Origin of the sequence: Mycolicibacterium komossense (assembly GCF_025822605.1) — a bacterium.
GTDB lineage: Bacteria > Actinomycetota > Actinomycetes > Mycobacteriales > Mycobacteriaceae > Mycobacterium > Mycobacterium komossense.
The window spans coordinates 36,913-63,429 of the sequence record NZ_JACKTY010000030.1; the positions used below are offsets into that span (position 1 = coordinate 36,913).

The following is a 26,517-nucleotide window of genomic DNA, read 5'->3' on the forward strand; positions in this document are numbered from 1 at the left end:
CGGAAGATTAGCGCGGTCGGTGGACCCTGACGCGACTTTGCTCAGATAGCGGGGCCCAGGAGGTCGTCGGCGTCTTTGATGATGTAGCCGTAGCCTTGCTCGGCGAGAAAACGCTGCCGGTGTGCGGCGTATTCGGCATCGAGGCTGTCCCGCGACACCACGCTGTAGAACACCGCGCCGCCACCGTCGGCCTTCGGCCGCAACAGCCGGCCCAGCCGTTGTGCCTCTTCCTGGCGTGATCCGAAGGTACCCGAAACCTGTACTGCGACAGAGGCTTCCGGCAGATCGATGGAGAAGTTCGCCACCTTCGACACGACAAGTGTGCGGATCTCCCCGCGACGGAACTGCTCGAACAGCGTCTCGCGTTCCGCGGTCTTGGTCGAGCCCTGGATGATCGGGGCGTTCAGTTCCGCGCCGAGTTCGTCGAGCTGGTCGAGGTAGGCGCCGATCACCAGCGTCGGCTCGTCGGGATGGCGCTCCAGGATGGATTTGACCACCGCGATCTTCGAATGCGCAGTGGAGCACAACTTGTAGCGCTCCTCGGGCTCGGCCGTCGCGTAGATCATCCGCTCGTTCTCGGTGAGCGTGACGCGGACCTCGATGCATTCCGCCGGCGCGATCCAGCCCTGGGCCTCGATGTCCTTCCACGGTGCGTCGTAACGCTTGGGCCCGATCAGGGAGAAGACGTCGCCTTCGCGGCCGTCCTCGCGGATCAGTGTGGCGGTGAGTCCGAGACGCCGCCGCGACTGCAGATCGGCGGTCATTCGAAACACCGGCGCGGGCAGCAGATGGACCTCGTCATAGATGATGAGTCCCCAGTCGCGGCTGTCGAACAGCTCCAGATGCTTGTACTCGCCCTTGGTGCGACGGGTGATCACCTGATAGGTCGCGATGGTGACCGGCCGGATCTCTTTGCGCTCGCCGGAGTACTCGCCGATCTCCTCTTCGGTCAGCGACGTCCTGGCGATCAGCTCGCGCTTCCACTGCCGGCCCGCCACCGTGTTGGTGACCAGGATCAGCGTCGTCGCGCCCGCCTTGGCCATCGCGGCCGCGCCGACCATCGTCTTGCCCGCCCCGCAGGGCAGGACCACGACGCCGGAACCGCCGGCCCAGAACGAATCGGCCGCCATCTCCTGGTAGTCGCGCAGCTGCCAGCCGTCCTGCTCGAGGCTGATCGGGTGGGCCTCGCCGTCGACGTAGCCGGCCAGATCTTCCGCCGGCCAGCCGATCTTGAGCAGCAGCTGCTTGATGTGGCCGCGTTCGCTGGGATGGACGATCACGGTGTCGTCGTCGATGCGCGCGCCCAGCATGGGGGAGATCTTCTTGTGCCGCATCACCTCAGCCAGCACGGCGCGGTCCAGGCTGACCAGGACCAGACCGTGTACCGGGCTCTTGACCAGCTGCAGTCGGCCGTAGCGGGCCATGGTGTCGACGATGTCGACCAGCAGCGGCTGCGGAACGGCGTAGCGGGAGAAGCTGACCAGCGCGTCGACCACCTGTTCGGCGTCGTGACCGGCGGCGCGGGCGTTCCATAGTGCCAGCGGGGTGATGCGGTAGGTGTGGATGTGTTCGGGGGCGCGTTCGAGCTCGGCGAACGGGGCGATGGCGGCTCGTGCCTCTCCGGCCTGTTCGTGGTCGACCTCGAGCAGCACGGTTTTGTCGGACTGGACGATCAGGGGTCCGTCGGTCATCAGTTCATTATCCTTCGTCGGCCGACAGCTTTGGCGCCACTCCATGCTCGTCGTTCGTGCTGGTCGCTCTGCCTCACACTGCATCGTCGTCGGCGCGTACGACCGACGTCACGCGGTGAATGGCGAAATCTCGCACGCGCCCGGACGCCGGGTCGAAGGCCAGTAGTTGACCGCCCCGGACATTCACCGGCGAGACCACCCGCTGGGTGGCTACTCCAGCGGCGTCGATATAACCGATTACCACCGAGGTCTGTTCCAATGCGGCCTGCTGCAACAGGGTGACGGCGCGCGCCGGGTCGACGCGGCCCGCCCCGTTCGCGTTCAGCGGCATGGCCACCACCTTGCGCAACACCGCCACCACAGCGGCCAGGGTGTCCCGGTTGGGTGTGCTGGGCAACGGCCGATACGACCGTCGATGCAGTGGGGTCGGCACTCGGGCGCCGCGAGAGCGGATATCGACGATCGTGCCAGCCGAGTCCTCCGCGGCAGGGGCGAACCCCGAGCTACGCAACGCGGTCAGCACGTCGGCGATCGGCGCCTGCGACACCGCCACCGTCGGCGCCAGCAACCGTAGGTCGAGGCGCTGCGCGGCGGGGGCCGCGATCGCCTGGGTCAGCAGGGCGGGGTCCTCGCACCGGACGAACGAGGTCGCCATCCCGACGCGGAGTTGACCGTGCCTGCGGGCGACGTCGTCGATCAGATACGTCAAGCCTTGCGGTACCGGGGTTCTGGAGTGCTTGGTGAAGAACGCATGCAGGGCCGACGCGGTGCGGCCACTGTCGAGGGCGCGCCGGATGGATGGCTCGCTGACTCGGTAAACCATTGCCGCGCCGGCAGATTCGATTTCGGCGACGTGGCCGAGTTCGTCGGCCAGGTCCCGCTCCAGTGGCCCGGGTACCACTACCGTCAAGTCGGCCTGGACCAGGAAATGGTCGATCGGTGCGGGGAGTGCCTTGGCCATCGCGTTGACCGCGGCGTCGGCGTCCTCGGTCAGTAGTGCGCGGGCCGGATTGCTGATCGCGCCGCGGCCGACCATGCCCAGGGCATGAGCCTCTTCGAGTAGATGGGAAACGGGTTCGGGCTGAAGTCGTACCGACCAGCGCGGGCGGCGCCAGACCATCGCGCGCGACGCCTCCGTCGCGTCTAGGCCGGTGCCACGTGGGAGGTCGGCCAAGATGGTGAGCAGTAGCTGCCGGTCTAGGGGAGCGGCGGTGGAATACAGTGAATCGGACAGTGCCGCATAAGGTTTACCGTCGGGCCCGCGATGCCCGATCAGGCTGGGTCTGGCAGGTAGCTCGAGCCAGGTGCTCGCGAGCAACTGCCAGCGGTCGGCGGCCGAGTTCTCGGCGAACCGGTCAGCGGCGATCGTCGGCGCCCAGTACGGCCCTGGGCCGTCGTCGGGTTGGGGGTCGGGCACGCCACTGGTGATGAGTCCTGCGGCCGAAGCGATTTCGAGTACCAGGCCGAGGCGCTGCTCGTTGATGCCGGTGAGCTTGGTCAGCCGCTTCACTTCGCGGACGCCCATTCCGCCATTGCGAAGCTCCGGAATCGGTGTGACACCGAGTGTTTCGATGACCACGTCGAACTCGCGCAGCAGATCGATGACGGCGCCTGCGGCGGTGGCGTCGACGTCGGCGGCCTTGGTGGATTTCCCGGCCTTGCCCGTCGCGCCGGCCGGCTTGGGGGCGACCAGCTGCCCTGGGCCCGGGTCTTCGCCGCGCAGCACCTGCCCTACCTGCCGCGGCAGGATGACGGTGTCCTCGTCCACCTGACGCAGCAGCCCGGCGGCGAGTAGCCGCTGCACTGGTCGGTCTGCCGGCGTACCGGGTGCGGCGTCGCGGGTGCGACCGACCGGCGAGCCCTGCAGCAGTCGGTCCAGCAGATCGCGCTGCGGCTCGTCGAGGCGCTCTACTTGTGCGGCGATCTCCGCCGGGGTGCGGGTCGGATCTTCCAGGACCACCTGACCGGGGTACCAGGGCAACCCGCCGCTGGCCTCGGCGGCCACCCGGACTGCGACGTCACCCCAGGCCAGCGCCCGCTCGCGCAGATCGTCCAGCGCGGCCAGGGTGGCGTCCTCGGGAGCTCGCGCGCCGATCAGCTCGAGCACTTTGGTGACGGGCACTTCCGAGGTGTCGGCATGCAGCACCAGAAGCGCGTCCAGTACCGCCAGCCGAAGAAAGTCGAGCTCATCGGTGGCAGCTCTGACCGATTGCCGGGCCTGCGCCCGGGCGGCCAGGGCCGCGACGCTGCCCGGTGGTGGCTGTGCCAGGTCCGGTCGCAGCTCGAGAAGGCGGATCAGCCGTTCGTCGGGCAGATCGGCCAGCCAGGCGCCCAGGGGCACGCCTGAGGTGTGTTCGGTCATTGCTGACCAGCGTAAAGCAGGTTCTCCTACGCGCCACCGGGTCATAACCTGTCAGAATGTCTCCCGTGGCTGACAACGCTGACTCCAAACCGCACAAGACCAGGTATGTCGACAACGGCTGGCCCGTCGCCGACGACCCCGACGACCATCCGGTGAGCGAGCTCGCCGCGGATCGCACGGGCGCCCTCTCGCCGTTCGGCGACGTCACCTTCCCGGTGCCCGCCGAGGAACTGCCCTACGTACATCCCGTCACGGTCGTCAACAGGTAGCGATGGTGCCCAACCCGCTGTCGCACCTCGATGAGCGGGGGGCGGCGCACATGGTCGACGTCAGCGACAAGGACGTCACCAAACGCACGGCGGTCGCCGCAGGAACGGTGCACACCAGTGCCGAGGTGGTCGGTCTGATCTCGTCGGGCGGTCTGCCCAAGGGTGACGCGCTGGCGACTGCGCGGGTGGCCGGCATCCTGGCAGCCAAACGCACCAGCGATCTGATCCCGCTGTGCCATCACCTCGCGCTGACCGGGGTCGATATCGACTTCGAGATCGGTCCGGCGCAGATCGGTATCACCGCCACCGCGCGCACCACCGATCGGACCGGGGTGGAGATGGAGGCGCTGACCGCAGTCAGTATCGCGGGACTGACGATCTACGACATGATCAAAGCTGTCGACGCCGGCGCCCGAATCGATGACGTCAGACTGGTGACCAAGTCCGGCGGACGCCGCGGCGCCTGGTCGCGATGACCCGATCGGCTCGGGTTGTGATCGCCTCCACCCGCGCCGCGGGTGGCGTGTATGACGACAGATGTGGGCCGATTGTATCCGATTGGCTTGTGCAGCAGGGCTTTTCGGAGCCGGAGCTGATAGTCGTCCCGGACGGCGATCCGGTAGGACAGGCGCTGCGGACGGCGGTGGCCGACGCGGTCGACCTTGTGATCACCTCCGGCGGTACCGGCATTTCGCCGACGGACGCCACCCCCGAGCAGACCGTCGCGGTGCTCGATTACCAGATACCGGGCCTGGCTGACGCCATCCGCCGATCGGGCCTGCCGAAGGTGCCGACGTCGATTCTGTCGCGCGGGGTCTGCGGGGTGACCGACCGGACGCTGATCGTGAACCTGCCCGGTTCCCCCGGGGGAGTGCGCGACGGACTCGGCGTGCTCGCCGAGGTCGTGCACCATGCGCTGGACCAACTCGCCGGAAAGGATCACCCGCGATGACGGTCGTGTTGCGCAGCGCGCTGACCGAGCTCCCGATTCTGCTGACCGAACACGAAGCGCTGGTGGCGCACGAGGCCGCGGGCGCGGTGGTGGGGTTCGCCGGGGTCGTCCGTGATCACGACGGCGGTCGCTCGGTGCTCCGGTTGGAGTATTCCGCCCATCCGCTCGCCGAACAGACACTCGCCGAGGTACTGGCCGAGGTCGCGGCCGGTGCGCACGGGGTGCGGGCGATCGCCGCGAGCCACCGCATCGGACATCTGCGGATCGGCGATGCGGCCCTGGTCGCCGCTGTGGCGGCCGATCACCGCGGCGCCGCGTTCGAGACGTGCGCGCGCCTCGTTGACGCCGTGAAGGCGCGGCTACCGGTCTGGAAGCATCAGTTCTTCGCAGACGGGACCGATGAGTGGGTTAACTCGGCCTAGTAAGTCCAGGAAGCCCAGAAACGCCGAAATCGACGTCACGGTTGCGTTTGTGTAGCTCTCACAACCATGACGCCGATCTCGGCGTGACGATGGATCAGGGAATCGGTGCGGGTGCCGGTGGCAGCAGCGGGTCCGCCGGCGGCGGGGGAATCAGCGGCGCGTTCGGATCGAGCGGCGTGTTCGGATTCGGCGGACCGGCCTGGCCCGGGTCCGGCGCGTTGAGCGGGCGCTGCGCGAGGGCGAGCAGCGCATCGTTACCGCTGACGTCCTGCGTCTGGACCGCGTGCCACAGTTCCTTGAGGTACGTCAGGTTCGGCCGGTCGATCGGATCGGCCGGTGCCTCGGTGGTTCCCGGCGGGAGGTTGTCCGGGCTGGGCAGATGCGGGACCGCGGCGGGGATGGCAGGCACGCCACCGGTCATCGCCTGGTTTGCGGCGTCCATGACCGGGCCGGGCAGCGGAGCGGCGTTCAGCGGAGCCAGCGGATCCGCGGCGGGCGCAGGTGCCGGAGCGGGTGTCGGGATCAGGGGTTCGTCGCTCGGTGCCGGCAGGGGTGCCTGCGGCAATTTGTGCAGCGCCCACTCTTGGGGCTGCGGCGCGGCGTTGGGATCCACTGTCCAGTCGGCGGCGTCGACCGCCACCGGGCCGTCGGCCGGCGGTGCTTCGACAGGAAGCGGTGGGTCCAGCGGGGCCGGTGCCGGCGCGTCGGCGGGGGCCGGCGCCTCCAGTGAGGCGTCCACGGCGACCGGTGCATCCGGTGCCGCGGGCGGCAGATCTACCGGCGCTGGAGCGTCGATCGGGGCCGGGGCATCGAACGCGGCATCGACGACCGGGGGGGCCTCAGGAGCCGGGATAGGAGCGGGGACGTCAGCCGGAAGGGGTAGCTGTTCCGGGGCCGGCGGCAGGGCGTCGGCGGGCGGGAGCGGCAGATCTTCGGGAGCGGGCGGCAGCGGCGCTTCCGGGGCCGGCGGCGGCGCATCTTCGGGAGCGGGTGGTGGCGGCGCATCGGGGGCCGGCGTATTGAACCCGACGGTCTGGACGTTGATGCCCTGATCGTCGATCGGTGCGTCCAGCGGGGCGGAGTCGACGACGTTGCGGGGAGTGGCGCCGGAGAGTCCGCGACCGCAGACGGGCCAGGCGCCGCGACCCTGGCTCGCCAGGACGCGCTCGGCAACTGCGATCTGCTCTTCCTTGGTGGCCATCTGAGCGGACGGCGCGTACTCGCCGCCGCCGTGTGCCGACCAGGTGCCCTGCGAGAACTGCAGACCACCGTGATAACCGTTTCCGGTGTTGATGGCCCAGTTGCCGCCCGATTCGCAGCTGGCGACCTGGTCCCATTCACCGTCAGTGGCGGCGCCGGCCTGGCCGGCGAGCGCAAGACCGCTCCCACCGAGGACCGCGCCGGTAAAGGCGATTTTGGCTACTTGCTTGGCCGAGGAAGTGGGCTTGCGATGCCGTCCACTACTCATAGGTTCGGTGATGTCCTCTCTGTATGCGCCTACGAGGTCAGCTGTCGGGTTCGGGCTGGAGAGGTTGCCCGGCCTTGGTCAGATCCAGCCGTACTCGGCTGAAAATCACGTCGGCTTCACCCCAAGGAACCGTGAGGTTCCAGGTCGATCTCGGTGGACCGGTTGGGTCCCCCGCCTCCATCCACGGTTTTTGACGGTCCCCTACTCAATGGATGGAGCTAGGCGCTAAGAGTGAGAGGAGGGCCTGCCGCTGGGAAGTGCTCGGCTGGCTTGGGAGATGACGGTAACGCCTGAGGAGAGTGGCGTCACCTTTTGCTTTCGGCGGCGAGTCCGGCGCTGGCAAATCTTAATAGGACTCTAAAACGCCTACTCGGGCCCGGGTTTGCCAGCCGTTCATGGCGCTCCACTTACCGATGGCCGGGCCGTTACTATTCCGTTATGTGACGCAAATCACGATCATCCTCCGGCGAACGGGGGTAAGACGTCGAGCGTGTGGTGTGCAGTCAGCACCAGGTGAGGGTCTCGGACCGCCACTTCGTCACACAGATATGAGCATCGCGCCAACACGCGTCTCAATTCGGTGTCACGGGCGCCGATCTCGGCGATGAGTGCAGCAACGCTGGTCGGAGCCGCCAGGGTCAGCACCTCGCCGTCGATTCCCGCGGCCGCCCGGGCTGCTGCGAAGTACCGGATGGTGACCACAACTTCGGTCCGGCGGCCGGTCTGCACGCCCGTCACCTAGCCGCCGATCGCGCTCATCGGGCGGTCGGGCTGGATGAAATCGGGGTTGTTGATGCCGTGGCCTGCGGCCTTGGCCCACATCGCCTTCCGCCAAGCCCCCTCGATCGCGTCATCGTCGGCTCCGGTTCGCAGCAGCTCGCGCAGGTCGGTCTCGGTGGTAGCGAACAGGCAATTGCGCACCTGACCGTCGGCGGTCAGCCGAGTTCGGTCGCAGGCTCCGCAGAATGCGTGCGAGACCGAGGCGATCACGCCCACGGTGCCTGTACCGCCGTCGACCTGCCACAGCTGTGCAGGGGCCGAACCGCGCGGTCGCGGATCGGGGCTGAGCGTGAAGTGGCCGTGCAGCGAGTCCAGCACGTCGTCGGCCGTGAGCGCTTCACCGCGGCGCCAGCTGTGCCCGGCATCCAAAGGCATCTGTTCGATGACGCGGAGGTGATAGCCCTCGTCGAGGCAGAACCGTAGCAGCGCGACCACATCGGTACGGCCCGTCTTCGGGTCCAGCACCGCGTTGACCTTGACCGGCCCCAGCCCGGCCCGCTTGGCGGCGGCGAGCCCGGCCAGCACGTCGCCGAGGCGATCACGGCGGGTGATGGCGGCGAAATGGGCGGCATCGACACTGTCCAACGAGACGTTCACCCGGGTCAGGCCTGCCGCGGCCAGGGCTTCCGCGCGCCGCGCCAGTCCGATGCCGTTCGTCGTCATCGCGATCTCCGGCTGTGGCTGCAGTGCCGAAGCGTCCGCCACTATCTCTTCCAGCCTTCGCACCAGCAGCGGTTCGCCGCCGGTGAACCGGATATTGGTGATGCCCAGCCTGGTCACTGCGATGCGCAGTAATCGACTCAGTTCGGGGGGCTGCAGGACCTGGTCTTTGGGTAGCCAGTCCAGCCCCTCGGCGGGCATGCAATAGGTGCAGCGCAGATTGCAGCGATCCGTCAGCGACACCCGAAGGTCAGTGGCGATCCGGCCGAACGTATCGATCAGTGGGCCGCTCGTCGGGGCCGGCTGAGCAGCCAGCGGGCGGTGCACGGACGGCAGACCGAGCGCGGTCAATGTCATACCGGCACGATCTCTTTCCCCAAGGGCATCAGTGAGACCGGGATCAACTTCAGGTTGGCGATCGCCAGCGGGATCCCGATGATCGTGACGGCCATCGCCACCGCGGTCACCACGTGGCCGATCGCCAGCCAGATGCCGAACAGAATGACCCAGATGACGTTCCCGACCAGTGCTGCCGGGCGGGTCCCCGGCTTGTCCACGACCGTCCGGCCGAAGGGCCACAAGGCGTAAGCGGCGATCCGCAGGGCGGCGAAGCCGAACGGAATGGTGATGATGAGGACGAAACAGATCAGTGCCGCCACCAGGTAACCCAGCGCCAGCCAGAGTCCACCGAAGATCAACCAGATGATGTTCAGGACCAGCCGCATGCTTCCTCCAGTAGTGCGACCCAGCTTAGGCGAGAAACACCGGTGCTGGCCCCGGCCTCCGCCGAGTAGGATCAGCGTCCAACGCGTCCTGCTTCAGGCGGGACGCGCCTTGATGTTGTCATGCATCAAACCCAGAGAATCCCAGTTATCCGTGAGACAAGCAGGTGAGACCAGTGCCGACCGGCAAGGTGAAGTGGTACGACGTCGAGAAGGGCTTTGGCTTCCTGTCCCAAGAAGAGGGCGAGGACGTCTACGTCCGCTCGTCGGCGTTACCCGCAGGCGTGGAAGGTCTCAAGGCCGGCCAGAAGGTCGAGTTCGGTGTGGCCGCAGGCCGCCGCGGTCCGCAGGCGCTGAGCCTCAAACTCATCGACCCGCCGCCGACGCTGGCTCGTGCTCCGCGCCGGGAGGCCCCCGGCCCCGCCGAGCACAAGCACACTCCGGATGAGCTGCACGGCATGGTCGAGGACATGATCACCCTGCTCGAGGGCACGGTCCAGCCCGACCTGCGTAAGGGGAAGTATCCGGACCGCAAGGTCGCTCGTCGGGTGTCCGAGGTCGTCAAGGCGGTCGCCCGCGAACTCGACGCCTGAGTCAGGTCTTCTCGGCGTTCTGGTGCGCGACCACCTGGTCGAACATCACTGTGAGTCGGGCCACCGGTGTGGGCCGATATCCTGCCTGACATGGGTGCGTATGTAGCCGGTGGTAGCGAGTTCAACCGCGATACCAACTACATCGCCACGCGGATCACCGCCGACGGCCGCGACGGCTACCCCGTGGAACCGGGCCGTTACCGGTTGATCGTGGCGCGGGCGTGCCCCTGGGCCAACCGGATGATCATCGTGCGACGGCTTCTCGGGCTGGAAGACGTTCTCTCCATTGGCTTTTGCGGGCCTACTCACGACCAGCGGAGCTGGACGTTCGACCTCGATCCCGGTGGTGTCGACCCGGTGCTGAAGATCCCGCGGCTACAGGACGCCTACTTCGCCCGCTTTCCCGATTACCCGAAGGGCATCACGGTGCCTGCCATCGTCGACGTGCCGACCGGGCAGGTGGTCACCAACGACTTCATGCAGATGACTCTCGACCTCTCCTCGGAATGGGCGGCGTATCACCGCGACGGCGCCCCGGCGCTCTATCCCGAACCTCTGCGGGCCGAAATCGACGAGGTCGCCCGGCGGGTATACACCGAGATCAACAACGGCGTGTATCGCTGCGGGTTCGCCGGATCCCAGGGCGCCTACGAGAGCGCCTACGACCGGTTGTTCTCGGCATTGGACTGGGTCAGTGACCGGCTGGCCACTCAGCGCTATCTGGTGGGCGACACCATCACCGAGGCCGATGTCCGGCTGTTCACCACCCTGGCCCGATTCGACCCGGTGTATCACGGACACTTCAAGTGCAACCGGTCTAAGCTCAGCGAGATGCCGGTGCTGTGGGCCTATGCCCGCGACCTGTTCCAGACTCCCGGGTTCGGGGACACCACCGACTTCGTGCAGATCAAACAGCACTACTACATGGTGCACACCGATGTGAACCCGACCGGGATCGTGCCAAAGGGCCCGGACCTGGCCAACTGGCTGACTCCGCATGGCCGGGAAGCATTGGGCGGCAGGCCATTTGGCGACGGCACTCCGCCTGGGCCGACGCCGCCGGGTGAACAGGTGCCGGTCGGTCACGGGGCCGGTTAGGGTTGAACCATGGCTCTACTAGGTGCGCACGTCGACTCCGAAGATCCGCTGGCGGCCGCCGAGGCCAACGGCGCGGAAGCTGTGCAGTTCTTCCTGGGCGATCCTCAGAGCTGGAAGAAACCGCCCCCGCACCCCAAAGCCGATGAGCTGCGCGCCACCGACCTGACCATCTATATCCACGCGCCGTATCTGGTCAATCTCGCCAGCACCAACAACAAGATCCGCATCCCCAGCCGCAAAATCCTGCAGCAGCATGCCGATGCGGCCGCCGATATCGGCGCCAAGGGGTTGATCGTGCACGGCGGGCACGTCACCGCTAAGGATGACCCGGCAGTCGGCGTCGAGAACTGGCGTAAGGCCTTCGAGCGTCAGGAAGAGGCGGGCGGATTCCCGTTGCCGATCCTGATCGAGAACACCGCGGGCGGCGAGAATGCGATGGCTCGCAAGTTCGACCGTCTGGCCATGCTCTGGGATGCGGTCGGCCAGTATGAGCCCGGTTTCGTGCTCGACACCTGCCACGCCTGGGCCGGCGGTGAAGAACTCGCCGACATCGTCGACCGGGTCACGGCCATCACCGGTCGAATCGATCTGGTGCACGCCAACAACTCCCGCGATGGCTTCGACTCGGGCGCGGACCGGCACGCCAACTTCGACTCGGGCACCTTCGACTCCGACCTGATCGCCAGCGTCTGCCGCGACGCCGGCTCCGACGTGATCATCGAGACGCCGGGTGAAGGGCATCTGGCGGACCTGGAGTTCCTGCGCAAGCAGCTGCGCTAGTCAGTGCTCGATTGCGCCACTCCTCCTCATCGCTCGTGCCTCGCTCTGCATCGGTCGTGACGCTAGGCTCGATTGCGCCACTCCTCCTCATCGCTCTAGGACGCCCAGTCCGTCCGCACCGACCACTCGGCATGCGGGGCCTCGTGCAACTCGCCGTTCTGGTCGACCACCAGCGTCAGGAGCTGCACCGTGAATCCCGTCATTCGGCCGCGATGCGGGTCGACGGTCGGGATCGTCACCGCCAGGCGCGAATTCGGGCGGAACGAGGTGATCGTTGTATTCGCGGGATCCTGGTACACCTGCATCAGCCGCCACGGCGCGGCGCCGATCTGCTCGGGCACCGACAGCTGCACCGGGTTGCGCTCGTCGACGACGAGTTGGCCCTGAGCCTGCGGGGTCTGACAGTCATCGAGGTTCAACACATTGCAGTACAGGAAGGGGCCGACGCGGGTCAGCTGTCCGCGGGTGTAGGCACTGATCTGAAGTTGATCGGGGGCGGCGTCGCGGGCCAGCAGCCATGCGCCGATGCCCAGGCCGGCCGACGCCAGCACCACGACGACGGCCAGTACTGCGGCGACGGCGCGGTTCATTCCTGCTCCGCCATCACAGGCCGGTTTCCGCCGAGGCCCGGGATCAGGGAGTCCCCGCGGAAGCTGACGATGGTCTGCGCCAGCCCGGGGATCAGCAGTGCGGTGATCGCGGTGAACCCGACCCACAGCTCGGTGTAGACCAGCACGCCGAGCGCCCCACCCATCACCCAGGCCAGCTGCAGGAACGACTCCGAGCGGCCGAACGCCGAGGCCCTGGACTCTTCCGGCAGATCGTCCTGCAGCGAGGCGTCGAGCGACGCCTTGGCGATGGCGGATGAGCCAGATGTGACGAGTGCCGCGAAGGCCGCCACGAACAGGTTGCCGGTCAGCGCGGTCAGCAGTGCCACCACCGCTACCGCAGTCGTAGCGCGGACCACCAGCACCGAGGGTCGGCCCAGCTTGAGTCGGGCGGCGGTGAAGTTACCCGCGAAGTTGCCGACCCCGGCCGCCGCCCCGATCAGGCCGAGGATGCCCAGCTGTACCCAGCCGCTGGCGTCGTGCGCCTTGGCGACGAATGCCGGGTAGAGGAATAAGAAGCCGACCATCGCCTTGATGGTGCAGTTGCCCCACAGCGAGGTGATGATGTTGCGGCCCAACGGTTGTCGCAGTGAACTGCGCGTCGGGGCGGTGTGGTCGTGATAGCTCAACGTGGTCGGCACCTCACCGGCGGTGACCTCGACCCAGGCCGGGATCTGCATCGCCAGCCACGCACCGACCAACGTCACGCCGATCACCACGAACAAGGCGCCGGGCAGATGCGCGGTTTTGGTGAACGCGTACTCGAAACCGGCGGCGATCCCGCCGCCGACGATGGTGCCGCCCAACAATCCGAAGACTGTCAGCCGTGAATTGACCCGCACCAAGTCGATCGTCGGGGGCATCACGCGCGGTGTCACCGCGCTGCGCAGCACTGAGAACGACTTCGACAGCACCATCATCCCCAGGGCGCACGGATAGAGCACCCAGGACGGGAAGCTGCCCGTCGTGCTGTCGTAATTGGTGATCAGGATCAGCGCCAGCACGGTGCGCAGGCCGAAGGACAGCGCCAACGCCACCCGCCGCCCGTGCTGCAGCTTGTCCAGTGCGGGACCGATCAGTGGGGCGATCACCGCGAACGGCGCGATGGTGATGAGCAGATACAAGGCGACCTTGCTCTTGCTCTCACCCGAGGCCGCGGCGAAGAACAAGGTGTTCGCCAAGGCGACCGCCATCGCCGCGTCCACGGCGAAGTTGGCGATCACCGGCCAGGTGAGCGCGGTCAGGCCGGACTTGTCGGCGCCGTCGGCGGTCGCGGCGCGGTGCACGAGCCCGTACATCCGCGAGCCCATTTCCCGGCTGCGCAGCGCGGCGGCGCGGGTGACGGTGACCTTGTGGGCCGCTGCCGCTCGGGCGTCGGCGTCGTCAGTGTGCTGGGTCCGGCGGTCGTGGTCATCGTGCAGAGGCGGCAGATAACGGTTGGAGCTGGGCGTGGGTGTCGATCGATGCTGGCTGCGGTAGGGCGGCTCGTCGCTCGGGTAATTCGCCATCCCGGGGTGCTCACCACCCGGGCGCTCACTCCGCCGTCCTGACACCCCGCCAATTGTTCCCTATCGGCCGCTGGCTCGGCGGGCAGGCGACCGGTGTGGCTGGCGCGGGTTGTCTCAGGCAAGATGGGGGGCGATGGAAAGCATGACCGAATCCGCCGATCAGACCGCCGCAGCGGTCCTCACCGATGCCGTCGGCGCTGCCCGAGCAGCGGTGACGGAGTTCAGCGGCGACACTGTAGGCGAGTACCTCGGGATGACCTACGAGGACCCGACGGCGGCTACGCATCGGTTTCTCGCGAATCTCCCCGGCTATCAGGGCTGGCAGTGGGCGGTCGTCGTGGCCGCGTATCCCGGTGCCGACCACGCCACCATCAGTGAGGTCGTCCTGGTTCCCGGGCCGACTGCGCTGTTGGCGCCGCAGTGGGTGCCGTGGGAGGAACGAGTCAAACCCGGTGACCTCGGTCCGGGCGATCTGCTTTCACCGCCCACCGACGACCCGCGCCTGGTTCCCGGCTACACCCTCTCCGGTGACCCCGAGGTCGACGACGTCGTCGTGGAGCTCGGGCTGGGCCGGCGTCAGGTGATGAGCAGCTGGGGCCGCGACGATGCCGCGCAGCGCTGGCATGACGGCGACTACGGTCCCGAGTCGGCGATGGCGCGATCCACGAAACGGATCTGCCGCGACTGCGGTTTCTTTCTGCCGCTGGCCGGTTCGCTCGGATCGATGTTCGGCGTCTGCGGGAACGCCATGGCCGCCGACGGCCACGTCGTCGACTGCACCTTTGGGTGCGGCGCACATTCTGATACTCCGGCTCCGGCGGGCACCGGCTCACCGTTGTACGAGCCGTTCGACGACGGCGTCCTCGAGGTGACCGACTAGGGCGCTTTCCGGGTTAGCCCGGTTTGCGCCCCGCGTGCTCCGCGGTTCGCCGCGCTGCGTTGCCACAGGAATATCGAGGTTCCCAGTATTCCGACGCCCAGACCGGCGATGGTGACGGGGCGCCACGTCTCCAACGCCGGTACGGCGAACGCCGCGATCGTGGCGATCAACCAGGCGACGGCGCCTGTGGCGATGACCGGCCACTGCTCCTGGAGACGGGCAGGCAGCGGTGGTGGTTCGACGGGCAAGGAGCCACCAGGCTGGGCGGACGACGGCTTGAAAGGCATTGCCATCCAAAGTAACCGATCGGCGAGCCGGTGTCGCCTCCCTTGTCGTATTGTTTGCGGTGTGAAAGATGTGGACACCCGGCTTGCCGGCGATCTATCTTTGGCGGTTGTCCGACTTGCCCGGCAATTGCGCTTTCGCCGACCCGAATCTCCGGTGTCGCTGTCACAATTATCGGCCCTGTCGACTTTGCATAAAGAAGGCGCGATGACACCGGGAGCGTTAGCGGTGCGGGAGCGGGTTCGCCCCCCGTCGATGACCCGGGTGGTCGCTGCGCTGGCCGATCTCGGTCTCGTCGCGCGCACTGCCCACCCGGTGGACGGTCGGCAGGTGCTGGTGTCGGTGTCGGATGCCGGAGTCGACCTCGTGGAGTCCGAACGCCGCGCCAGCCAGGAGTGGCTCCGGCGCCGGCTGGCGGCACTGAATCACGACGAGCGCGCGACCCTGCTGCGGGCCGCCGATCTGATGTCCGCCATCGTTGATGAAAGCGCTTGACTATCAACGTAATCGACGTTGACGACCCCGCCGATCACCGGCTGGACGACTTCCGTGACCTCAACAGTGTCGATCGCCGCCCCGATCTGCCGTCGGGCAAGGGCCTGGTGATCGCCGAGGGTGTGCTTGTCGTGGCGCGCATGGTGGCCTCGCGCTTCACCCCGCACGCCATGCTCGGCACCGACCGTCGGCTGACCGAACTGGCACCGGATCTCGCCGGCGTGCCGGCGCCCTACTACCGGGCCAGTGTCGAGGTGATGGCCGAAGTGGTCGGCTTTCACCTGAACCGCGGCGTGCTGGCTGCCGCCCGGCGACCGGCCGAACTGTCGCTCGCCGAGGTGTGCGAGGGGGCGCGGACGCTCGCCGTCCTCGAGGGCGTGAACGACCACGAGAATCTCGGCTCGATCTTCCGCAATGCCGCGGGCCTCGATGTCGATGCGGTGGTCTTCGGGCAGGGCTGCGCCGATCCGCTGTACCGCCGCGCGGTCCGGGTGTCGATGGGGCATGTCCTGCTGGTGCCCTTCGCCAGAGCGCAGAACTGGCCGAGTGATCTTTATCGATTGCGGGACAACGGCTTTCGGCTGCTGGCGATGACGCCTCAGTCCGGGGCCAAGCCGTTGTCGACGGTGATGGGAGAGCTCGTCGACGAGCGGGTGGCGATCCTGATGGGAGCCGAGGGACCCGGATTGACCGAGCAGTCGCTGCGGGCCAGCGACGCCAAGGTGCGGATCCAGATGGCCCGGGGTACCGATTCGCTCAACGTCGCGACGGCCGCCGCGCTGGCTTTCTATGAGCGAACTCGGTCCTGATTGCAGTGCTTCTCCGCATCGCTCGTGCCTCGCTCTGCATCGGTCGCCCGGCTAAGCTCACGCCGTGACCGACGATTCGACTCCCTGGGGTACCGGTCTGACCGTCGCGGCGTTCGCCGCCCTGGTCACCGGCGCGGCCATCATCGTGCTCAGCATGGGACTGAGTCGGGTGCACCTGTTGCTGGTGGTCGGCCTGAATCTGGTTGCCGTCGGCGGGTTGGCGCCCACAGTATGGGGGTGGCGGCACCGCCCGGTCTGGCGCTGGTTCGTCCTCGGCTCCGGGGTCGGGGTGGCCGTGGCGTGGCTGGCGCTGATCGGGCTTGCCGCGTCGGGTTTGCTCTAGACGCTAACGATCGCCGCTGGAGCGCACACCCAGCAGCACATCTTCCCAAGCCGGCACAACGGGCTTGCTCTTGCGGGCACGTGCCGCCGGCCGCGGGCTTTCGGTAGCGGGCTCGGGGGCCGGCTCGGTGACGATCGGATGCTCGACGGCGTCGAAGTCGAGTTGGGCCACCCGCGCGACGGGGCGAAGGACCCGTTCGAAGCTGGGGTCGATCAGCTCGGTGGCGGCCTCGTCGGCGGCGGTGACAGTGCCGCCGTGCGCGCCGGGGGTGAAGCGGAAGTGAGCCAAATTGTCGGACTTACCGGCCTTCCAGGCCAGCTGAACCGTCCAGCGGCTGTCCTCGTTGCGCCAGGCATCCCAGTTGAGTACGTCGGGGTTGAGGCCGCGCGAGATCAGTGCGCTGGTGACCGCCTCCAGCAGCGTCAGCACTGCGGGTCCGTCGGCCAGCACCGGATGGGCCGCGGTGGCCAGCTCCGCGGCGCGCGAGCGTTCCAGCAGGACGGGGTGGGCGAATCGTTCGATCCGCGAGATGTCGGCATCGGCCTGCTGTGCCAGTTGCTCGACGGACGCGCCGGCACGGATCCGGGCCTGGATCTCCTTGGGAGTCAGCACACTCTTGACCTCGATGTCGATTTGAGTCTGGTTCAGCCGGACCAGGTCACCACGCACCGCGGCGCGCAGTCGGTCATCCACCCGGAGCCGGTATTTCTGGGTCGGATCATCCCCTTCGCAGAGGATATGTCGGCCATCGACGTCGAGCCCTACCACCTTGAGATCCGGCATATGGCGGACCTTACTGCAGGACAGGGCATGTTTCGGGCTGACACGCTGCAAAGATCACAGGCAGATTACGGCCCGGCCGATGGTCTCGCTCCTCAGCGGCTCGTTCCTCGCCGCATCGGTCGACTCGACGGTCCGATGGTCTCGCTCTTCAGCGGCTCGTTCCTCGCCGCATCGGTCGACTCGACGGTCCGATGGTCTCGCTCCTCAGCGGCTCTGGCGGGATCTACAGCCGCTCGACCACCCAGTCGACACACGCCGTCAGCGCGCTGATGTCATCGGGCTCGATGGCCGGGAACATGGCGACCCGCAGCTGGTTGCGGCCCAGCTTTCGGTACGGCTCGGTGTCGACGATGCCGTTGGCCCGCAATGTCTTGGCGACCGCGGCGGCGTCGACGGACTCAGCGAAGTCGATGGTCCCGACCACCTGTGAGCGCAGCGCCGGATCGGAGACGAACGGCGTCGTGTACGACGTCGCTTCGGCCCACGAGTACAGCCGTTGAGACGAATCGGCGGTCCGCTTCACCGCCCAATCCAGCCCGCCTTTGCCCAGCAGCCAGTCGAGCTGTTCGGCCATCAGCACCAGGGTCGCGATCGCCGGGGTGTTGTACGTCTGGTTCTTGAGGCTGTTCTCCACCGCGATCGGCAGCGACAGGAAATCGGGCACCCAGCGGCCGCTCGCGGCGACGGCGTCGACCCGGGCCAGTGCGGCCGCGCTCATGATCGCGAACCACAGGCCGCCGTCACTGGCGAAGTTCTTCTGCGGGGCGAAGTAGTAGGCGTCGGCCTCGGTGATGTCGACCGGCAGCCCGCCCGCGCCGGAGGTGGCATCGATGACGATCAACTTGCCGTCGGAGTCCGCGGGTCGGTGTATCGGCACCGAGACGCCGGTCGACGTCTCGTTGTGCGCCCAGGCGATGAGGTCGACGGACGGATCGGATTGCGGTTTCGGCGCGCTGCCGGCATCGGCCTTGACGATGATCGGATCGCCGACGAACGGGTTCTTGGCGACACACGACGCGAACTTGGCGCTGAACTCACCGAACGTCAGATGCAGCGAGCGCGAGTCGACCAGGCCGAACGCGGCGGCGTCCCAGAATGCGGTGGACCCGCCGTTGCCGAGGATGACCTCGTACCCGTCCGGGACCGAGAAGAGCTCCCGCAGCCCGGTGCGGACCCGGCCGACCAGGTCTTTGACCGGCGCCTGCCGATGCGAGGTGCCGAACAGGGCGGCCGCCGTCGTGGACAGTGCGGTCAACTGCTCGGGGCGGACCTTGGACGGGCCGCAGCCGAACCGGCCGTCGGCGGGTTTGATCGAATCGGGGATGGTCAGCTGCTCAGCCATGGCCACCAGCGTAGTGAGTGCCTACTGAGTCAGAATGCGGTGCCCGTCGGCGGTTACCGCGACGGTGTGCTCACTGTGTGCAGCGCGGGCGCCCGTGGCCGTGCGCAGGGTCCAGCCGTCGGAGTCGTGCACGTAGTCGTCGGTGCCATCGCCGATCAGCATCGGCTCGATCGCAATCACCAGACCCGGCCGCAGCCGCATCCCCTTCCCGCGGCGGCCCTCGTTGGGGACGTGCGGGTCTTCGTGCATGGTGTGCCCGATGCCGTGGCCACCGTGATCGGCCAGCATTCCGTACCCGGCTCGGCGTGCCGAACTGCTGATCGCGTAGCCGATATCGCCGAGGGTGTTGCCCGGTCGCACTGCCGCGATCCCTGCGGCCAGGGCGGCGTCGGTGGCTGCGATCAGTTCTGCGTCCCCGTCGCGGGGAGTGCCGACGATGAAACTGCGGGCGGCATCACCGCACCAGCCGCCCAGCTTGGCGCCGAAATCGACCGACACCAGGTCGCCGTCGACGAGCTCCTGGTCGGTGGGGACGCCGTGGACGACGGCGTCGTTGACCGAGACGCACAACACGGCCGGAAACGGCGTCGGCGCCCAGTTCGGGTGATAGTTCAGGAACGGCGAGCCGGCCTGGTGGCGCATCAACACCCCGGCGGCCACCCGGTCCAGGTCGGCGGTCGTGCAGCCTGGGGCGGCGAAATCGACGACGGCCTGGAGGGCTTCGGCAACCACTGCCCCTGCTCTGGCCATGGCGTTGACCTCGGTCTCGGTCTTCAACTGGACCATGGGGATCTTCTTTCGGATTGGGCCTGGTTTTTATCCAGTACCTGCGGTACCGTTTGGACAAGAGGCGGCTAAATGTAAACCTCACTTAGGAGGCTTCACATGGCGAGAACAAAGATGGTCCGGCGCTGGCGTCGCAATATGGATGTTGCCGATGACCAGCAGTATGTCGACATGCTCAACACATTGTCCGAGGGCTCTGTGCGGCGCAACTTCAACCCGTACACCGACATCGACTGGAAGTCGCCGGAGTTCGCGGTGATCGACAACGACCCCCGCTGGATCCTGCCCGCGTCCGATCCGATCGGCAAGCACCCCTGGTATCAGGCCCAGTCGCAGGAACGGCAGATCAAGATCGGCATGTGGCGTCAGGCCAATGTCGCCAAGGTCGGATTGCATTTCGAGTCGATTCTCATCCGCGGACTGATGGAGTACGCGTTTTGGGTGCCCAACGGCTCACCGGAGTACCGGTACTGCCTGCACGAGGCCACCGAAGAGTGCAACCACACCATGATGTTCCAGGAGATGGTCAACCACATCGGTGCCGACGTGCCCGGGATGCCGCGGCTGCTCAAGTGGGTCCAGCCGGCGATCCCGTTGGTCGCCGGGCCGCTGCCGATCCCGTTCTGGTTCGGCATCCTCGCGGGTGAGGAGCCCATCGACCACACCCAGAAGAACGTGCTGCGCGAGGGCAAGTCGCTGCATCCGATCATGGAGCGCGTGATGGCCATTCACGTCGCCGAGGAGGCCAGGCACATCTCGTTCGCGCATGAGTACCTGCGCAAGCGGGTGCCGAACCTGCCGCGCCGCAAGCGGTTCTGGCTCTCGCTCTACGTGCCGGTGGTGATGAGGGTGCTGTGCTCGGCCATCATCGTGCCGCCGCGCGCATTCTGGAAAGAGTTCGACATCCCGCGCTCGGTGCGCAAGGAGATCTTCTTCAAGTCGCCCGAGTCCCGGCTCATGCTGCGCGACATGTTCGGCGACGTGCGGATGCTGGCCCACGACACCGGGCTGATGAACCCGGTGTCCAAACTGGTGTGGCGGATCTGCCGCATCAACGGCCGGCCCAGTCGGTTCCGCAGCGAGCCGGCCCGTCAGCACCTGGTTTCGGTGGCCTAGAGCCGGCATGCCTCATGTGATCACCCAGTCGTGTTGCAGCGACGGGTCCTGTGTCTACGCGTGCCCGGTGAACTGCATCCATCCCTCACCGGATGAGCCGGGCTTCGCGACGGCCGAGATGCTCTACATCGACCCCGTCGCTTGCGTGGATTGCGGAGCGTGTGTGTCGGCCTGCCCGGTCGGGGCCATTGCCCCGGATACCAAGCTCGAACCCGCGCAGCTGCCGTTCATCGAACTCAACGCTTCGTTCTACCCCAAGCGTGAGGGCAAGCTGCCGCCGACGTCGAAGCTGGCGCCCGTCATCCCCGCACCTGTCGTCCGGCGCGGGACGCGCCCGCTGACGGTGGCGGTGGTCGGTTCGGGACCCGCGGCGATGTACGCCGCCGACGAACTGCTCACCCAGGACGGCGTCCGGGTTAACATGTTCGAAAAGTTGCCCACGCCATATGGTTTGGTGCGCGCCGGGGTGGCGCCGGATCATCAGAGCACCAAACGGGTGACTCGGCTGTTCGACAAGATCGCGCGCAGGCGCGGTTTCACGTTCTATCTGAACACCGAGATCGGCAAGCATCTCAGTCATGCCGACCTGCTGGCTCACCATCACGCGGTGCTGTATGCCGTCGGCGCCCCCAATGACCGCCGCCTGGAGATCGACGGGATGGGCCTGCCGGGTACCGGAACCGCCACCGAGATCGTCGCGTGGTTTAATGGCCACCCCGAATTCGCAGACCTGCCAGTCGATCTGGGCCATGAGTCCGCCGTGATCGTCGGCAACGGCAATGTCGCATTCGACGTCGCCCGCATCCTGACCAGCGATCCCGACCACCTGGCCCATACCGATATTGCCGCGCACGCACTATCGGTGCTGCGGGAGTCGAAGGTACGCGAGGTCGTCATTGCCGCCAGGCGCGGACCGGCCGAGTCCGCGTTCACACTGCCGGAGCTGATCGGGCTCACTGCGAAATCTGATGTGGTGCTCGACGCCGACGACCACGCGTTGGTGGCCCGCGACCTCGCGAGCGCGGCCGACCCGTTGGTCCGCGCCAAACTGGAGATCCTGAGCAAGCTCGGGGACGCCTCGGCGCCTGCGACGCGACCCAGGATCCGACTGGCCTACCGGCTCACCCCCCAGCGCATCACCGACGGTCGTATCGAGTTCACTCGCACCGGTACCGACGACTGTGTCGGCATCGATGCCGGCTTGATCCTGACCTCAATCGGCTATCGGGGCAAACCAATTCGTGACCTCCCCTTCGATGACGACAGGGCTGTGGTGCCCAATGATGGCGGCCGGGTGGCGGCGGGCACGTACGTGGCCGGCTGGATCAAACGGGGTCCGACGGGTTTCATCGGCACCAACAAATCCTGTGCGTTGGAAACCGTGCAGAGTCTCGTCGACGATTTCAACGACGGTCGGCTCACCGACCCGGTCGGTGGAGCGGGCGCGCTGGCCAAACTTGTCCGCGAGCGCCAGCCCAAGGTCGTCGACGCCGCCGGCTGGCGGGCGATCGATGCCGCCGAGATCAGCAGGGGAGAGGCCGGCGATCGGCCGCGGCTGAAGTTCACCGAGGTGAGTGAGATGCTCGCTGCGGCCGCCACGGCACCGAAACCGACTGTGCGTCAACGTCTGCTTGCCGGCCTGCGGGACTGAGCGACTGAGGAACCGTCGCGGGTCCGATCATTCGGGTCCTGGACCGTGCCGTATCGGTGGCACCGCGCCGGTGTGCCGCCGGGCCCTGGAACCCGGGCCGGCCCAACCGCATTGAACGCGGCTATGTAGCAGTCGACGGCCCCGGCGGCACGTTCAGCAAGTTCACAGATACGGGCCGGCCGCGACGGTTCATGTCATTGAGTCCTGTTCAGTGTTGTGGTGTTCGGCCCCGTGTCGTACGGTCAACTTAGTTGATATCGACAATCCTGAGAGGGAATCCCCAACCGTCCGCGCCTGTCGCCGCTCATTGAAAGGGTCACGGATGCAGCGGGTTTCACTCGGACGCCGGCTGAGTAAACGCTGGATGCTGATCGTCGCGGTGGTGGTGCTGGTGGTGGCTGGTTTCGCTGTGTACCGGCTGCACAGTATTTTTGCCTCCCAGGACGTCACCTCCACGCCCAGCGGCGCCGGAAACGACATCGTGCCTTTCAACCCCAAACACGTGGTCATGGAGGTCTTCGGCCCCCCGGGAACGGTGGCAACCATCACCTACCTGGACGTCAACGCCCAACCGCAGCACGCCGACGCCGTCGCGCTGCCCTGGTCCTACGACACGACCACCACCCAGCCGGCGGTCTTCGTCAACGTCCAGGCACAGGGCAACACTGATTCGATCGGTTGCCGAATCAAGATTGACGACGCAGTCAAAGACGAGAGAACGGCGAACGAAGTGAACGCCTTCATTTACTGCCTGGACAAGTCCGGATGAGCGCCCAGCGAATTCCGGATCTGCTCCGCCGGTTCTCGGTTCTGATTGCGCTGTTCTGGCTGGGCCTTGCGGTGGTCACGAACGTTTTCGTGCCCCAGCTGGAGACGGTCGCCGAATCGCACAACGTATCGCTGAGTCCGCAGGATTCACCGTCGCTGCTGGCCAGTAAGCAGATCGGCAAGGTGTTCCAGGAGTTCGACTCCGACAGCTCGGCGATGATCGTCCTGGAGGGGGATCAGCCGCTGGGTGCCGAAGCGCACCACTATTACGACGGCCTGGTCGACAAGCTCGCCCAGGACACCAAGCACGTCGAACACATTCAGAACTTCTGGGGCGATCCGCTGACCGCGGCCGGCTCGCAGAGCGCCGACGGCAAGGCCGCCCTGGTGCAGCTCTACCTCGCCGGTAACCAGGGTGAGTCGCTGGCGAATGAGTCCGTCGACTCGGTGCGCAACATCGTCAACAACACACCGCCACCGCCAGGGCTGAAGGTCTACGTAACCGGGGCCGCACCCCTGGTGACCGACCAATTCGAGGTGGGCCGCCACGGCACCCTGAAAACCACCCTGATCACTCTCGGGGTGATCGCGCTGATGTTGTTCTGGCTCTACCGCCGGCTGACGACGGTGTTCCTCGTGATCTTCACCGTGATGATCGAGCTGACGGCATCGCGTGGTGTCGTGGCCGTACTGGCGAACGCCGGCATCATCGAATTGTCGACGTATTCGACCAACCTGCTGACGTTGTTGGTGATCGCCGCAGGCACCGACTATGCGATCTTCCTCCTCGGCCGCTTTCACGAGGCGCGGCAAATCGGTGAGGATCGGGTTTCGGCGTTCAACACGATGTACCACGGGACCGCGCACATCATCCTGGGGTCCGGTCTGACGATCGCCGGAGCGGTGCTCTGCCTGACCTTCACCCGGCTTCCGTACTTCCAGAGCCTTGGTGTCCCCGCCGGTATCGGCGTCCTGGTCGCCGTGGTGGCGGCGCTGACCCTGGCGCCGGCGCTGCTGGTCATCGGTCGCCATTTCGGCCTGTTTGATCCTGCACGACCGATGCGGACCCAGGGTTGGCGGCGGATCGGTACCGCCATCGTGCGCTGGCCCGGACCGGTTTTGGTGGCAACGGTCGCCATCGCCCTCATCGGTCTGCTCGCCCTGCCCAATTACAAGACGAGTTACGACGCGCGGCCCTACATGCCTGCCACCGCCCCGGCCAACGTCGGATACGCCGCCGCCGAGCGACACTTTTCCCAGGCTCGGCTGAACCCCGAACTGTTGATGATCCAAGCCGACCACGATCTGCGTAACCCCACCGACATGATCTTGCTGGAACGCGTCGCCAAGTCGGTCTTTCACACCGACGGCATCGCTCAGGTGCAGTCGATCACGCGCCCACTGGGCACGCCGCTGGACCACACGTCGATCCCGTTCCAGATCAGTGCGGGCAGCGCGTCGCAGATCAACAACCTGCCTTTTCAGCAGGCCCGCGGCGCCGATCTGCTCAAACAGGTGGACGTTATCAACAACTCGATCGACGTTCTGCGGCAACAGTATTCGTTGCAGCAGCAGTCCAGCGCCGTCACTGATGAGCAGACCAAGGCCTTTCAGAACACCGTCGCCACGGCGCAGGATCTGCGGGACAAGATCGCCAACTTCGACGATTTCTTCAGACCGCTGCGCAATTACTTCTATTGGGAGCCGCACTGTTTTGACATCCCGGTGTGTGCGGCGTTGCGCTCGCTTTTCGACGCACTCGACGGTATCGACGAGTTGACCGACCAACTGGCCGACGTGGCGGGCAGCATCGCCAAATTGGATGCGCTGCAACCGAAGCTGCTCGCATTGATCCCGCCGCAGATCGCCAGTCAGCAGACCAATCGCGACCTGACGTTGACGAACTACGCCACCACCTCGGGGATCAACGACCAGGCGCAGGCGGCACTGCAGAATTCCACCGCCCTTGGCCAGGCCTACGACGCGTCCAAAACCGACGACTCCTTCTATCTGCCGCCGGAGGCGTTCACCAACCCCGAATTTGTGCGTGGGACGAAGCTTTTCATGTCGCCGGACGGTAAGGCCGCCAGGATGATCATCACCCACGACGGTGATCCCGCTACGCCGGAAGGTATTTCGCATATCGAGTCCATCAGGCACGCCGCGCAGGAGGCGGTGAAGGGCACGCCGTTGGCCGGGTCCAAGATCTACATCGCCGGCACCGCGGCCACCTACAAGGACATCGCCGACGGCGCCAAGTACGACCTGATGATCGCCGGGATCGCAGCGCTGAGCCTGATTCTTCTGGTGATGATGTTCATCACCAGAAGCATCGTGGCGGCGTTCGTCATCGTGGGTACCGTGGCGCTGTCGCTGGGCGCCTCGTTCGGGCTTTCCGTACTGATCTGGCAGGACCTGCTCGGTATCGACCTGTACTGGATTGTGTTGGCGCTGGCCGTCATCCTGCTGTTGGCGGTGGGATCGGACTACAACCTGCTGTTGATCTCCCGGTTCAAGGAGGAGATCGGGGCCGGCCTGAACACCGGCATCATCCGGGCGATGGCGGGTTCCGGAGCGGTGGTGACGGCGGCCGGTCTGGTGTTCGCGGCCACCATGGCGTCGTTCGTCTTCGCCGATCTGCGGATTCTCGGTCAGATCGGGACGACGATCGCTCTCGGGCTGCTGTTCGACACGTTGATCGTGCGGTCGTTCATGACGCCGTCGATCGCCGCGCTACTGGGCCGCTGGTTCTGGTGGCCGCTGCGGGTGCGTCCCCGCCCGGCCAGTCAGATGCTGCAGCCTTACGGGTCACGCCAGGCGGTGCGTCAGCTGTTGCTGTGGGAGGACGACGACCCGGTGGTCAAACGCGGCTGAGTTCGTCGGCCGGTTGTGTCTCGGACACGGTGACTTTTGCGAGCCGCTTCTTCAGGGCGGCCACCTTGCGGAGCTGCACGGCCATGTTCATCGACGTCAGCATCGGGATGCCGCCGATGAATGTCCGGAAAGACGGATTGCCTCCGTCGAGGTGGAGCATGAACAGGCAGCCGACCACGTAGAAGAACCCGATGCAGAACAGTGTTGCCGGCATCGCGTACGCGAGCGGTGAGCGGGCATCGGTCACCAGTTCGGTCGCGTAGTCGACTTCATCCTGCGACATGGGTTCGCCCTTGCGCAGTTTGGCCAGCACCGCTTTGTGGGCGCCCACTTTTTCACCCAGCGGATGGGATGTCCGATTCTCCAACCTGGTGATGTAGATGAAGACACACGTGGCCAAGGCCAATGCCGCCAGTGCGTCGAGGATCGCCAAATCTCCCCATGGAAGAAAATTCACCATGGCAGAAACGCT

28 protein-coding genes and 1 riboswitch are annotated in these 26,517 nt (G+C 66.6%); of the genes, 15 read left to right on the forward strand and 13 right to left on the reverse strand.

Going from position 1 to position 26,517, the window contains the following annotated elements; genetic code table 11:
* Nucleotides 1–41: 41 nt before the first annotated feature.
* Both H7J73_RS16550 and H7J73_RS16555 read right to left on the reverse strand, forming a co-directional pair.
* Nucleotides 42–1,691 (reverse strand): DNA repair helicase XPB, encoded by a 1,650-nt coding sequence (locus H7J73_RS16550; protein WP_264068592.1) that lies wholly within the window; start codon nt 1,689–1,691, stop codon nt 42–44.
* A 73-nt stretch (nt 1,692–1,764) separates the two neighbouring features.
* Nucleotides 1,765–4,053 (reverse strand): helicase-associated domain-containing protein, encoded by a 2,289-nt coding sequence (locus H7J73_RS16555; RefSeq protein WP_264068593.1) that lies wholly within the window; start codon nt 4,051–4,053, stop codon nt 1,765–1,767.
* A 65-nt stretch (nt 4,054–4,118) separates the two neighbouring features.
* Between H7J73_RS16555 and H7J73_RS16560 the strand changes: the two genes are divergently transcribed.
* The 4 genes from H7J73_RS16560 to H7J73_RS16575 are packed head-to-tail and all read left to right on the forward strand — an operon-like array spanning nt 4,119 to nt 5,696.
* Nucleotides 4,119–4,322, forward strand: a complete 204-nt coding sequence (locus H7J73_RS16560) for a hypothetical protein (RefSeq protein WP_435405512.1) — start codon at nt 4,119–4,121, stop codon at nt 4,320–4,322.
* A 2-nt stretch (nt 4,323–4,324) separates the two neighbouring features.
* Entirely contained in the window at nt 4,325–4,798 is a 474-nt protein-coding gene (moaC, locus tag H7J73_RS16565; protein WP_435405513.1) for a cyclic pyranopterin monophosphate synthase MoaC, read from the forward strand.
* Nucleotides 4,795–5,274: a MogA/MoaB family molybdenum cofactor biosynthesis protein gene (locus tag H7J73_RS16570; protein WP_264068595.1), complete on the forward strand. Its 480-nt coding sequence runs from the start codon at nt 4,795–4,797 to the stop codon at nt 5,272–5,274. Before moaC ends, H7J73_RS16570 begins: the two co-directional genes overlap by 4 nt.
* Entirely contained in the window at nt 5,271–5,696 is a 426-nt protein-coding gene (locus tag H7J73_RS16575) for a molybdenum cofactor biosynthesis protein MoaE (RefSeq protein ID WP_264068596.1), read from the forward strand. The genes H7J73_RS16570 and H7J73_RS16575 overlap by 4 nt, the downstream gene beginning before the upstream one ends.
* A gap of 94 nt (nt 5,697–5,790) precedes the next feature.
* On the opposite strand, the gene H7J73_RS16580 is transcribed toward H7J73_RS16575, so the two are convergent.
* The 4 genes from H7J73_RS16580 to H7J73_RS16595 all read right to left on the reverse strand — a co-directional run bounded on the left by H7J73_RS16580 (nt 5,791) and on the right by H7J73_RS16595 (nt 9,329).
* On the reverse strand, nt 5,791–7,164 hold the full coding sequence (locus H7J73_RS16580; RefSeq protein WP_264068597.1) for a transglycosylase family protein: 1,374 nt from the start codon (nt 7,162–7,164) through the stop codon (nt 5,791–5,793).
* Between the two features lie 10 nt (nt 7,165–7,174).
* Nucleotides 7,175–7,370, reverse strand: a riboswitch (cyclic di-AMP (ydaO/yuaA leader).
* Between the two features lie 250 nt (nt 7,371–7,620).
* A complete protein-coding gene (locus tag H7J73_RS16585) occupies nt 7,621–7,893 on the reverse strand; it encodes a MoaD/ThiS family protein (RefSeq protein WP_264068598.1) in 273 nt (90 codons plus the stop codon).
* Nucleotides 7,894–7,902: 9 nt separating this feature from the next.
* Nucleotides 7,903–8,961 (reverse strand): GTP 3',8-cyclase MoaA, encoded by a 1,059-nt coding sequence (moaA, locus tag H7J73_RS16590; protein WP_264068599.1) that lies wholly within the window; start codon nt 8,959–8,961, stop codon nt 7,903–7,905.
* The gene (locus H7J73_RS16595) at nt 8,958–9,329 is read right to left on the reverse strand and encodes a YccF domain-containing protein (protein WP_264068600.1); all 372 of its coding nucleotides are present in this window, start codon (nt 9,327–9,329) and stop codon (nt 8,958–8,960) included. The genes moaA and H7J73_RS16595 overlap by 4 nt, the downstream gene beginning before the upstream one ends.
* A 173-nt stretch (nt 9,330–9,502) precedes the next feature.
* On the opposite strand from H7J73_RS16595, the gene H7J73_RS16600 reads away from it, so the two are divergent.
* The 3 genes from H7J73_RS16600 (at nt 9,503) to H7J73_RS16610 (ending at nt 11,797) form a co-directional block, all read left to right on the forward strand.
* Nucleotides 9,503–9,919, forward strand: coding sequence for a cold-shock protein (locus H7J73_RS16600; protein WP_264068602.1), 417 nt, complete (start codon nt 9,503–9,505; stop codon nt 9,917–9,919).
* Nucleotides 9,920–10,009: 90 nt separating this feature from the next.
* On the forward strand, nt 10,010–11,017 hold the full coding sequence (locus H7J73_RS16605) for a glutathione S-transferase family protein (protein ID WP_264068603.1): 1,008 nt from the start codon (nt 10,010–10,012) through the stop codon (nt 11,015–11,017).
* 9 nt (nt 11,018–11,026) lie between these two features.
* The gene (locus H7J73_RS16610) at nt 11,027–11,797 is read left to right on the forward strand and encodes a deoxyribonuclease IV (RefSeq protein WP_264068604.1); all 771 of its coding nucleotides are present in this window, start codon (nt 11,027–11,029) and stop codon (nt 11,795–11,797) included.
* Between the two features lie 95 nt (nt 11,798–11,892).
* Here H7J73_RS16610 and H7J73_RS16615 read toward each other — a convergent pair whose 3' ends face one another.
* Both H7J73_RS16615 and H7J73_RS16620 read right to left on the reverse strand, forming a co-directional pair.
* Nucleotides 11,893–12,387 carry a DUF2771 domain-containing protein gene (locus tag H7J73_RS16615; protein ID WP_264068606.1) on the reverse strand — a complete coding sequence of 165 codons (495 nt, stop codon included), beginning with the start codon at nt 12,385–12,387 and terminating at the stop codon, nt 11,893–11,895.
* The gene (locus tag H7J73_RS16620; protein WP_435405521.1) at nt 12,384–13,967 is read right to left on the reverse strand and encodes an MFS transporter; all 1,584 of its coding nucleotides are present in this window, start codon (nt 13,965–13,967) and stop codon (nt 12,384–12,386) included. The genes H7J73_RS16615 and H7J73_RS16620 overlap by 4 nt, the downstream gene beginning before the upstream one ends.
* 79 nt (nt 13,968–14,046) lie before the next feature.
* Between H7J73_RS16620 and H7J73_RS16625 the strand changes: the two genes are divergently transcribed.
* Nucleotides 14,047–14,793: a DUF3027 domain-containing protein gene (locus H7J73_RS16625; RefSeq protein WP_264068608.1), complete on the forward strand. Its 747-nt coding sequence runs from the start codon at nt 14,047–14,049 to the stop codon at nt 14,791–14,793.
* Here H7J73_RS16625 and H7J73_RS16630 read toward each other — a convergent pair.
* Nucleotides 14,790–15,080 carry a DUF2530 domain-containing protein gene (locus H7J73_RS16630; protein WP_264068609.1) on the reverse strand — a complete coding sequence of 97 codons (291 nt, stop codon included), beginning with the start codon at nt 15,078–15,080 and terminating at the stop codon, nt 14,790–14,792. The two genes, H7J73_RS16625 and H7J73_RS16630, sit on opposite strands and share 4 nt — an antisense overlap.
* Before the next feature lie 61 nt (nt 15,081–15,141).
* On the opposite strand from H7J73_RS16630, the gene H7J73_RS16635 reads away from it, so the two are divergent.
* The 3 genes from H7J73_RS16635 (at nt 15,142) to H7J73_RS16645 (ending at nt 16,725) form a co-directional block, all read left to right on the forward strand.
* Entirely contained in the window at nt 15,142–15,573 is a 432-nt protein-coding gene (locus H7J73_RS16635) for an Rv0880 family HTH-type transcriptional regulator (RefSeq protein WP_264068611.1), read from the forward strand.
* A complete protein-coding gene (locus H7J73_RS16640; RefSeq protein WP_264068612.1) occupies nt 15,570–16,382 on the forward strand; it encodes a TrmH family RNA methyltransferase in 813 nt (270 codons plus the stop codon). Before H7J73_RS16635 ends, H7J73_RS16640 begins: the two co-directional genes overlap by 4 nt.
* A 64-nt stretch (nt 16,383–16,446) precedes the next feature.
* Nucleotides 16,447–16,725 carry a DUF2537 domain-containing protein gene (locus tag H7J73_RS16645; RefSeq protein ID WP_264068613.1) on the forward strand — a complete coding sequence of 93 codons (279 nt, stop codon included), beginning with the start codon at nt 16,447–16,449 and terminating at the stop codon, nt 16,723–16,725.
* Between the two features lie 3 nt (nt 16,726–16,728).
* Here H7J73_RS16645 and sepH read toward each other — a convergent pair whose 3' ends face one another.
* From sepH to map, 3 genes are all read right to left on the reverse strand, one after another.
* The gene (sepH, locus tag H7J73_RS16650) at nt 16,729–17,508 is read right to left on the reverse strand and encodes a septation protein SepH (protein ID WP_264068615.1); all 780 of its coding nucleotides are present in this window, start codon (nt 17,506–17,508) and stop codon (nt 16,729–16,731) included.
* A 223-nt stretch (nt 17,509–17,731) separates the two neighbouring features.
* Nucleotides 17,732–18,850, reverse strand: a complete 1,119-nt coding sequence (gene serC / locus H7J73_RS16655; protein ID WP_264068617.1) for a phosphoserine transaminase — start codon at nt 18,848–18,850, stop codon at nt 17,732–17,734.
* Nucleotides 18,851–18,871: 21 nt separating this feature from the next.
* Nucleotides 18,872–19,636: a type I methionyl aminopeptidase gene (gene map, locus H7J73_RS16660; RefSeq protein ID WP_264068618.1), complete on the reverse strand. Its 765-nt coding sequence runs from the start codon at nt 19,634–19,636 to the stop codon at nt 18,872–18,874.
* 99 nt (nt 19,637–19,735) lie between these two features.
* On the opposite strand from map, the gene H7J73_RS16665 reads away from it, so the two are divergent.
* From H7J73_RS16665 to H7J73_RS16680, 4 genes are all read left to right on the forward strand, one after another.
* A complete protein-coding gene (locus H7J73_RS16665; protein WP_264068619.1) occupies nt 19,736–20,752 on the forward strand; it encodes an AurF N-oxygenase family protein in 1,017 nt (338 codons plus the stop codon).
* A gap of 7 nt (nt 20,753–20,759) precedes the next feature.
* Nucleotides 20,760–22,403, forward strand: coding sequence for a 4Fe-4S binding protein (locus tag H7J73_RS16670; protein ID WP_264068620.1), 1,644 nt, complete (start codon nt 20,760–20,762; stop codon nt 22,401–22,403).
* Between the two features lie 322 nt (nt 22,404–22,725).
* Complete coding sequence (locus H7J73_RS16675) at nt 22,726–23,172, forward strand: MmpS family transport accessory protein (RefSeq protein ID WP_264068621.1); 447 nt, start codon at nt 22,726–22,728, stop codon at nt 23,170–23,172.
* Nucleotides 23,169–26,045 (forward strand): MMPL/RND family transporter, encoded by a 2,877-nt coding sequence (locus tag H7J73_RS16680; RefSeq protein ID WP_264068622.1) that lies wholly within the window; start codon nt 23,169–23,171, stop codon nt 26,043–26,045. The genes H7J73_RS16675 and H7J73_RS16680 overlap by 4 nt, the downstream gene beginning before the upstream one ends.
* Here the strand turns inward: H7J73_RS16680 and H7J73_RS16685 are convergent.
* Complete coding sequence (locus H7J73_RS16685; RefSeq protein WP_276031376.1) at nt 26,032–26,505, reverse strand: hypothetical protein; 474 nt, start codon at nt 26,503–26,505, stop codon at nt 26,032–26,034. The genes H7J73_RS16680 and H7J73_RS16685 overlap by 14 nt on opposite strands.
* Nucleotides 26,506–26,517 lie beyond the last annotated feature (12 nt).

What these genes read in the sequence shown, in the direction of transcription:
- moaC (WP_435405513.1), top strand. Translation starts at nt 4,325, where the DNA reads ATGGTGCCCAACCCGCTGTCGCACCTCGATGAGCGGGGGGCGGCGCAC.
- H7J73_RS16575 (WP_264068596.1), top strand. Translation starts at nt 5,271, where the DNA reads ATGACGGTCGTGTTGCGCAGCGCGCTGACCGAGCTCCCGATTCTGCTG.
- H7J73_RS16675 (WP_264068621.1), top strand. Translation starts at nt 22,726, where the DNA reads ATGCAGCGGGTTTCACTCGGACGCCGGCTGAGTAAACGCTGGATGCTG.
- H7J73_RS16555 (WP_264068593.1), bottom strand. Translation starts at nt 4,053, where the DNA reads ATGACCGAACACACCTCAGGCGTGCCCCTGGGCGCCTGGCTGGCCGAT.
- moaA (WP_264068599.1), bottom strand. Translation starts at nt 8,961, where the DNA reads ATGACATTGACCGCGCTCGGTCTGCCGTCCGTGCACCGCCCGCTGGCT.
- H7J73_RS16630 (WP_264068609.1), bottom strand. Translation starts at nt 15,080, where the DNA reads ATGCCTTTCAAGCCGTCGTCCGCCCAGCCTGGTGGCTCCTTGCCCGTC.
- H7J73_RS16550 (WP_264068592.1), bottom strand. Translation starts at nt 1,691, where the DNA reads ATGACCGACGGACCCCTGATCGTCCAGTCCGACAAAACCGTGCTGCTC.
- H7J73_RS16605 (WP_264068603.1), top strand. Translation starts at nt 10,010, where the DNA reads ATGGGTGCGTATGTAGCCGGTGGTAGCGAGTTCAACCGCGATACCAAC.
- H7J73_RS16570 (WP_264068595.1), top strand. Translation starts at nt 4,795, where the DNA reads ATGACCCGATCGGCTCGGGTTGTGATCGCCTCCACCCGCGCCGCGGGT.
- H7J73_RS16625 (WP_264068608.1), top strand. Translation starts at nt 14,047, where the DNA reads ATGGAAAGCATGACCGAATCCGCCGATCAGACCGCCGCAGCGGTCCTC.
- H7J73_RS16615 (WP_264068606.1), bottom strand. Translation starts at nt 12,387, where the DNA reads ATGAACCGCGCCGTCGCCGCAGTACTGGCCGTCGTCGTGGTGCTGGCG.
- H7J73_RS16610 (WP_264068604.1), top strand. Translation starts at nt 11,027, where the DNA reads ATGGCTCTACTAGGTGCGCACGTCGACTCCGAAGATCCGCTGGCGGCC.
- map (WP_264068618.1), bottom strand. Translation starts at nt 19,636, where the DNA reads ATGGTCCAGTTGAAGACCGAGACCGAGGTCAACGCCATGGCCAGAGCA.
- H7J73_RS16685 (WP_276031376.1), bottom strand. Translation starts at nt 26,505, where the DNA reads ATGGTGAATTTTCTTCCATGGGGAGATTTGGCGATCCTCGACGCACTG.
- H7J73_RS16580 (WP_264068597.1), bottom strand. Translation starts at nt 7,164, where the DNA reads ATGAGTAGTGGACGGCATCGCAAGCCCACTTCCTCGGCCAAGCAAGTA.
- H7J73_RS16665 (WP_264068619.1), top strand. Translation starts at nt 19,736, where the DNA reads ATGGCGAGAACAAAGATGGTCCGGCGCTGGCGTCGCAATATGGATGTT.
- serC (WP_264068617.1), bottom strand. Translation starts at nt 18,850, where the DNA reads ATGGCTGAGCAGCTGACCATCCCCGATTCGATCAAACCCGCCGACGGC.
- H7J73_RS16595 (WP_264068600.1), bottom strand. Translation starts at nt 9,329, where the DNA reads ATGCGGCTGGTCCTGAACATCATCTGGTTGATCTTCGGTGGACTCTGG.
- H7J73_RS16670 (WP_264068620.1), top strand. Translation starts at nt 20,760, where the DNA reads ATGCCTCATGTGATCACCCAGTCGTGTTGCAGCGACGGGTCCTGTGTC.
- sepH (WP_264068615.1), bottom strand. Translation starts at nt 17,508, where the DNA reads ATGCCGGATCTCAAGGTGGTAGGGCTCGACGTCGATGGCCGACATATC.
- H7J73_RS16680 (WP_264068622.1), top strand. Translation starts at nt 23,169, where the DNA reads ATGAGCGCCCAGCGAATTCCGGATCTGCTCCGCCGGTTCTCGGTTCTG.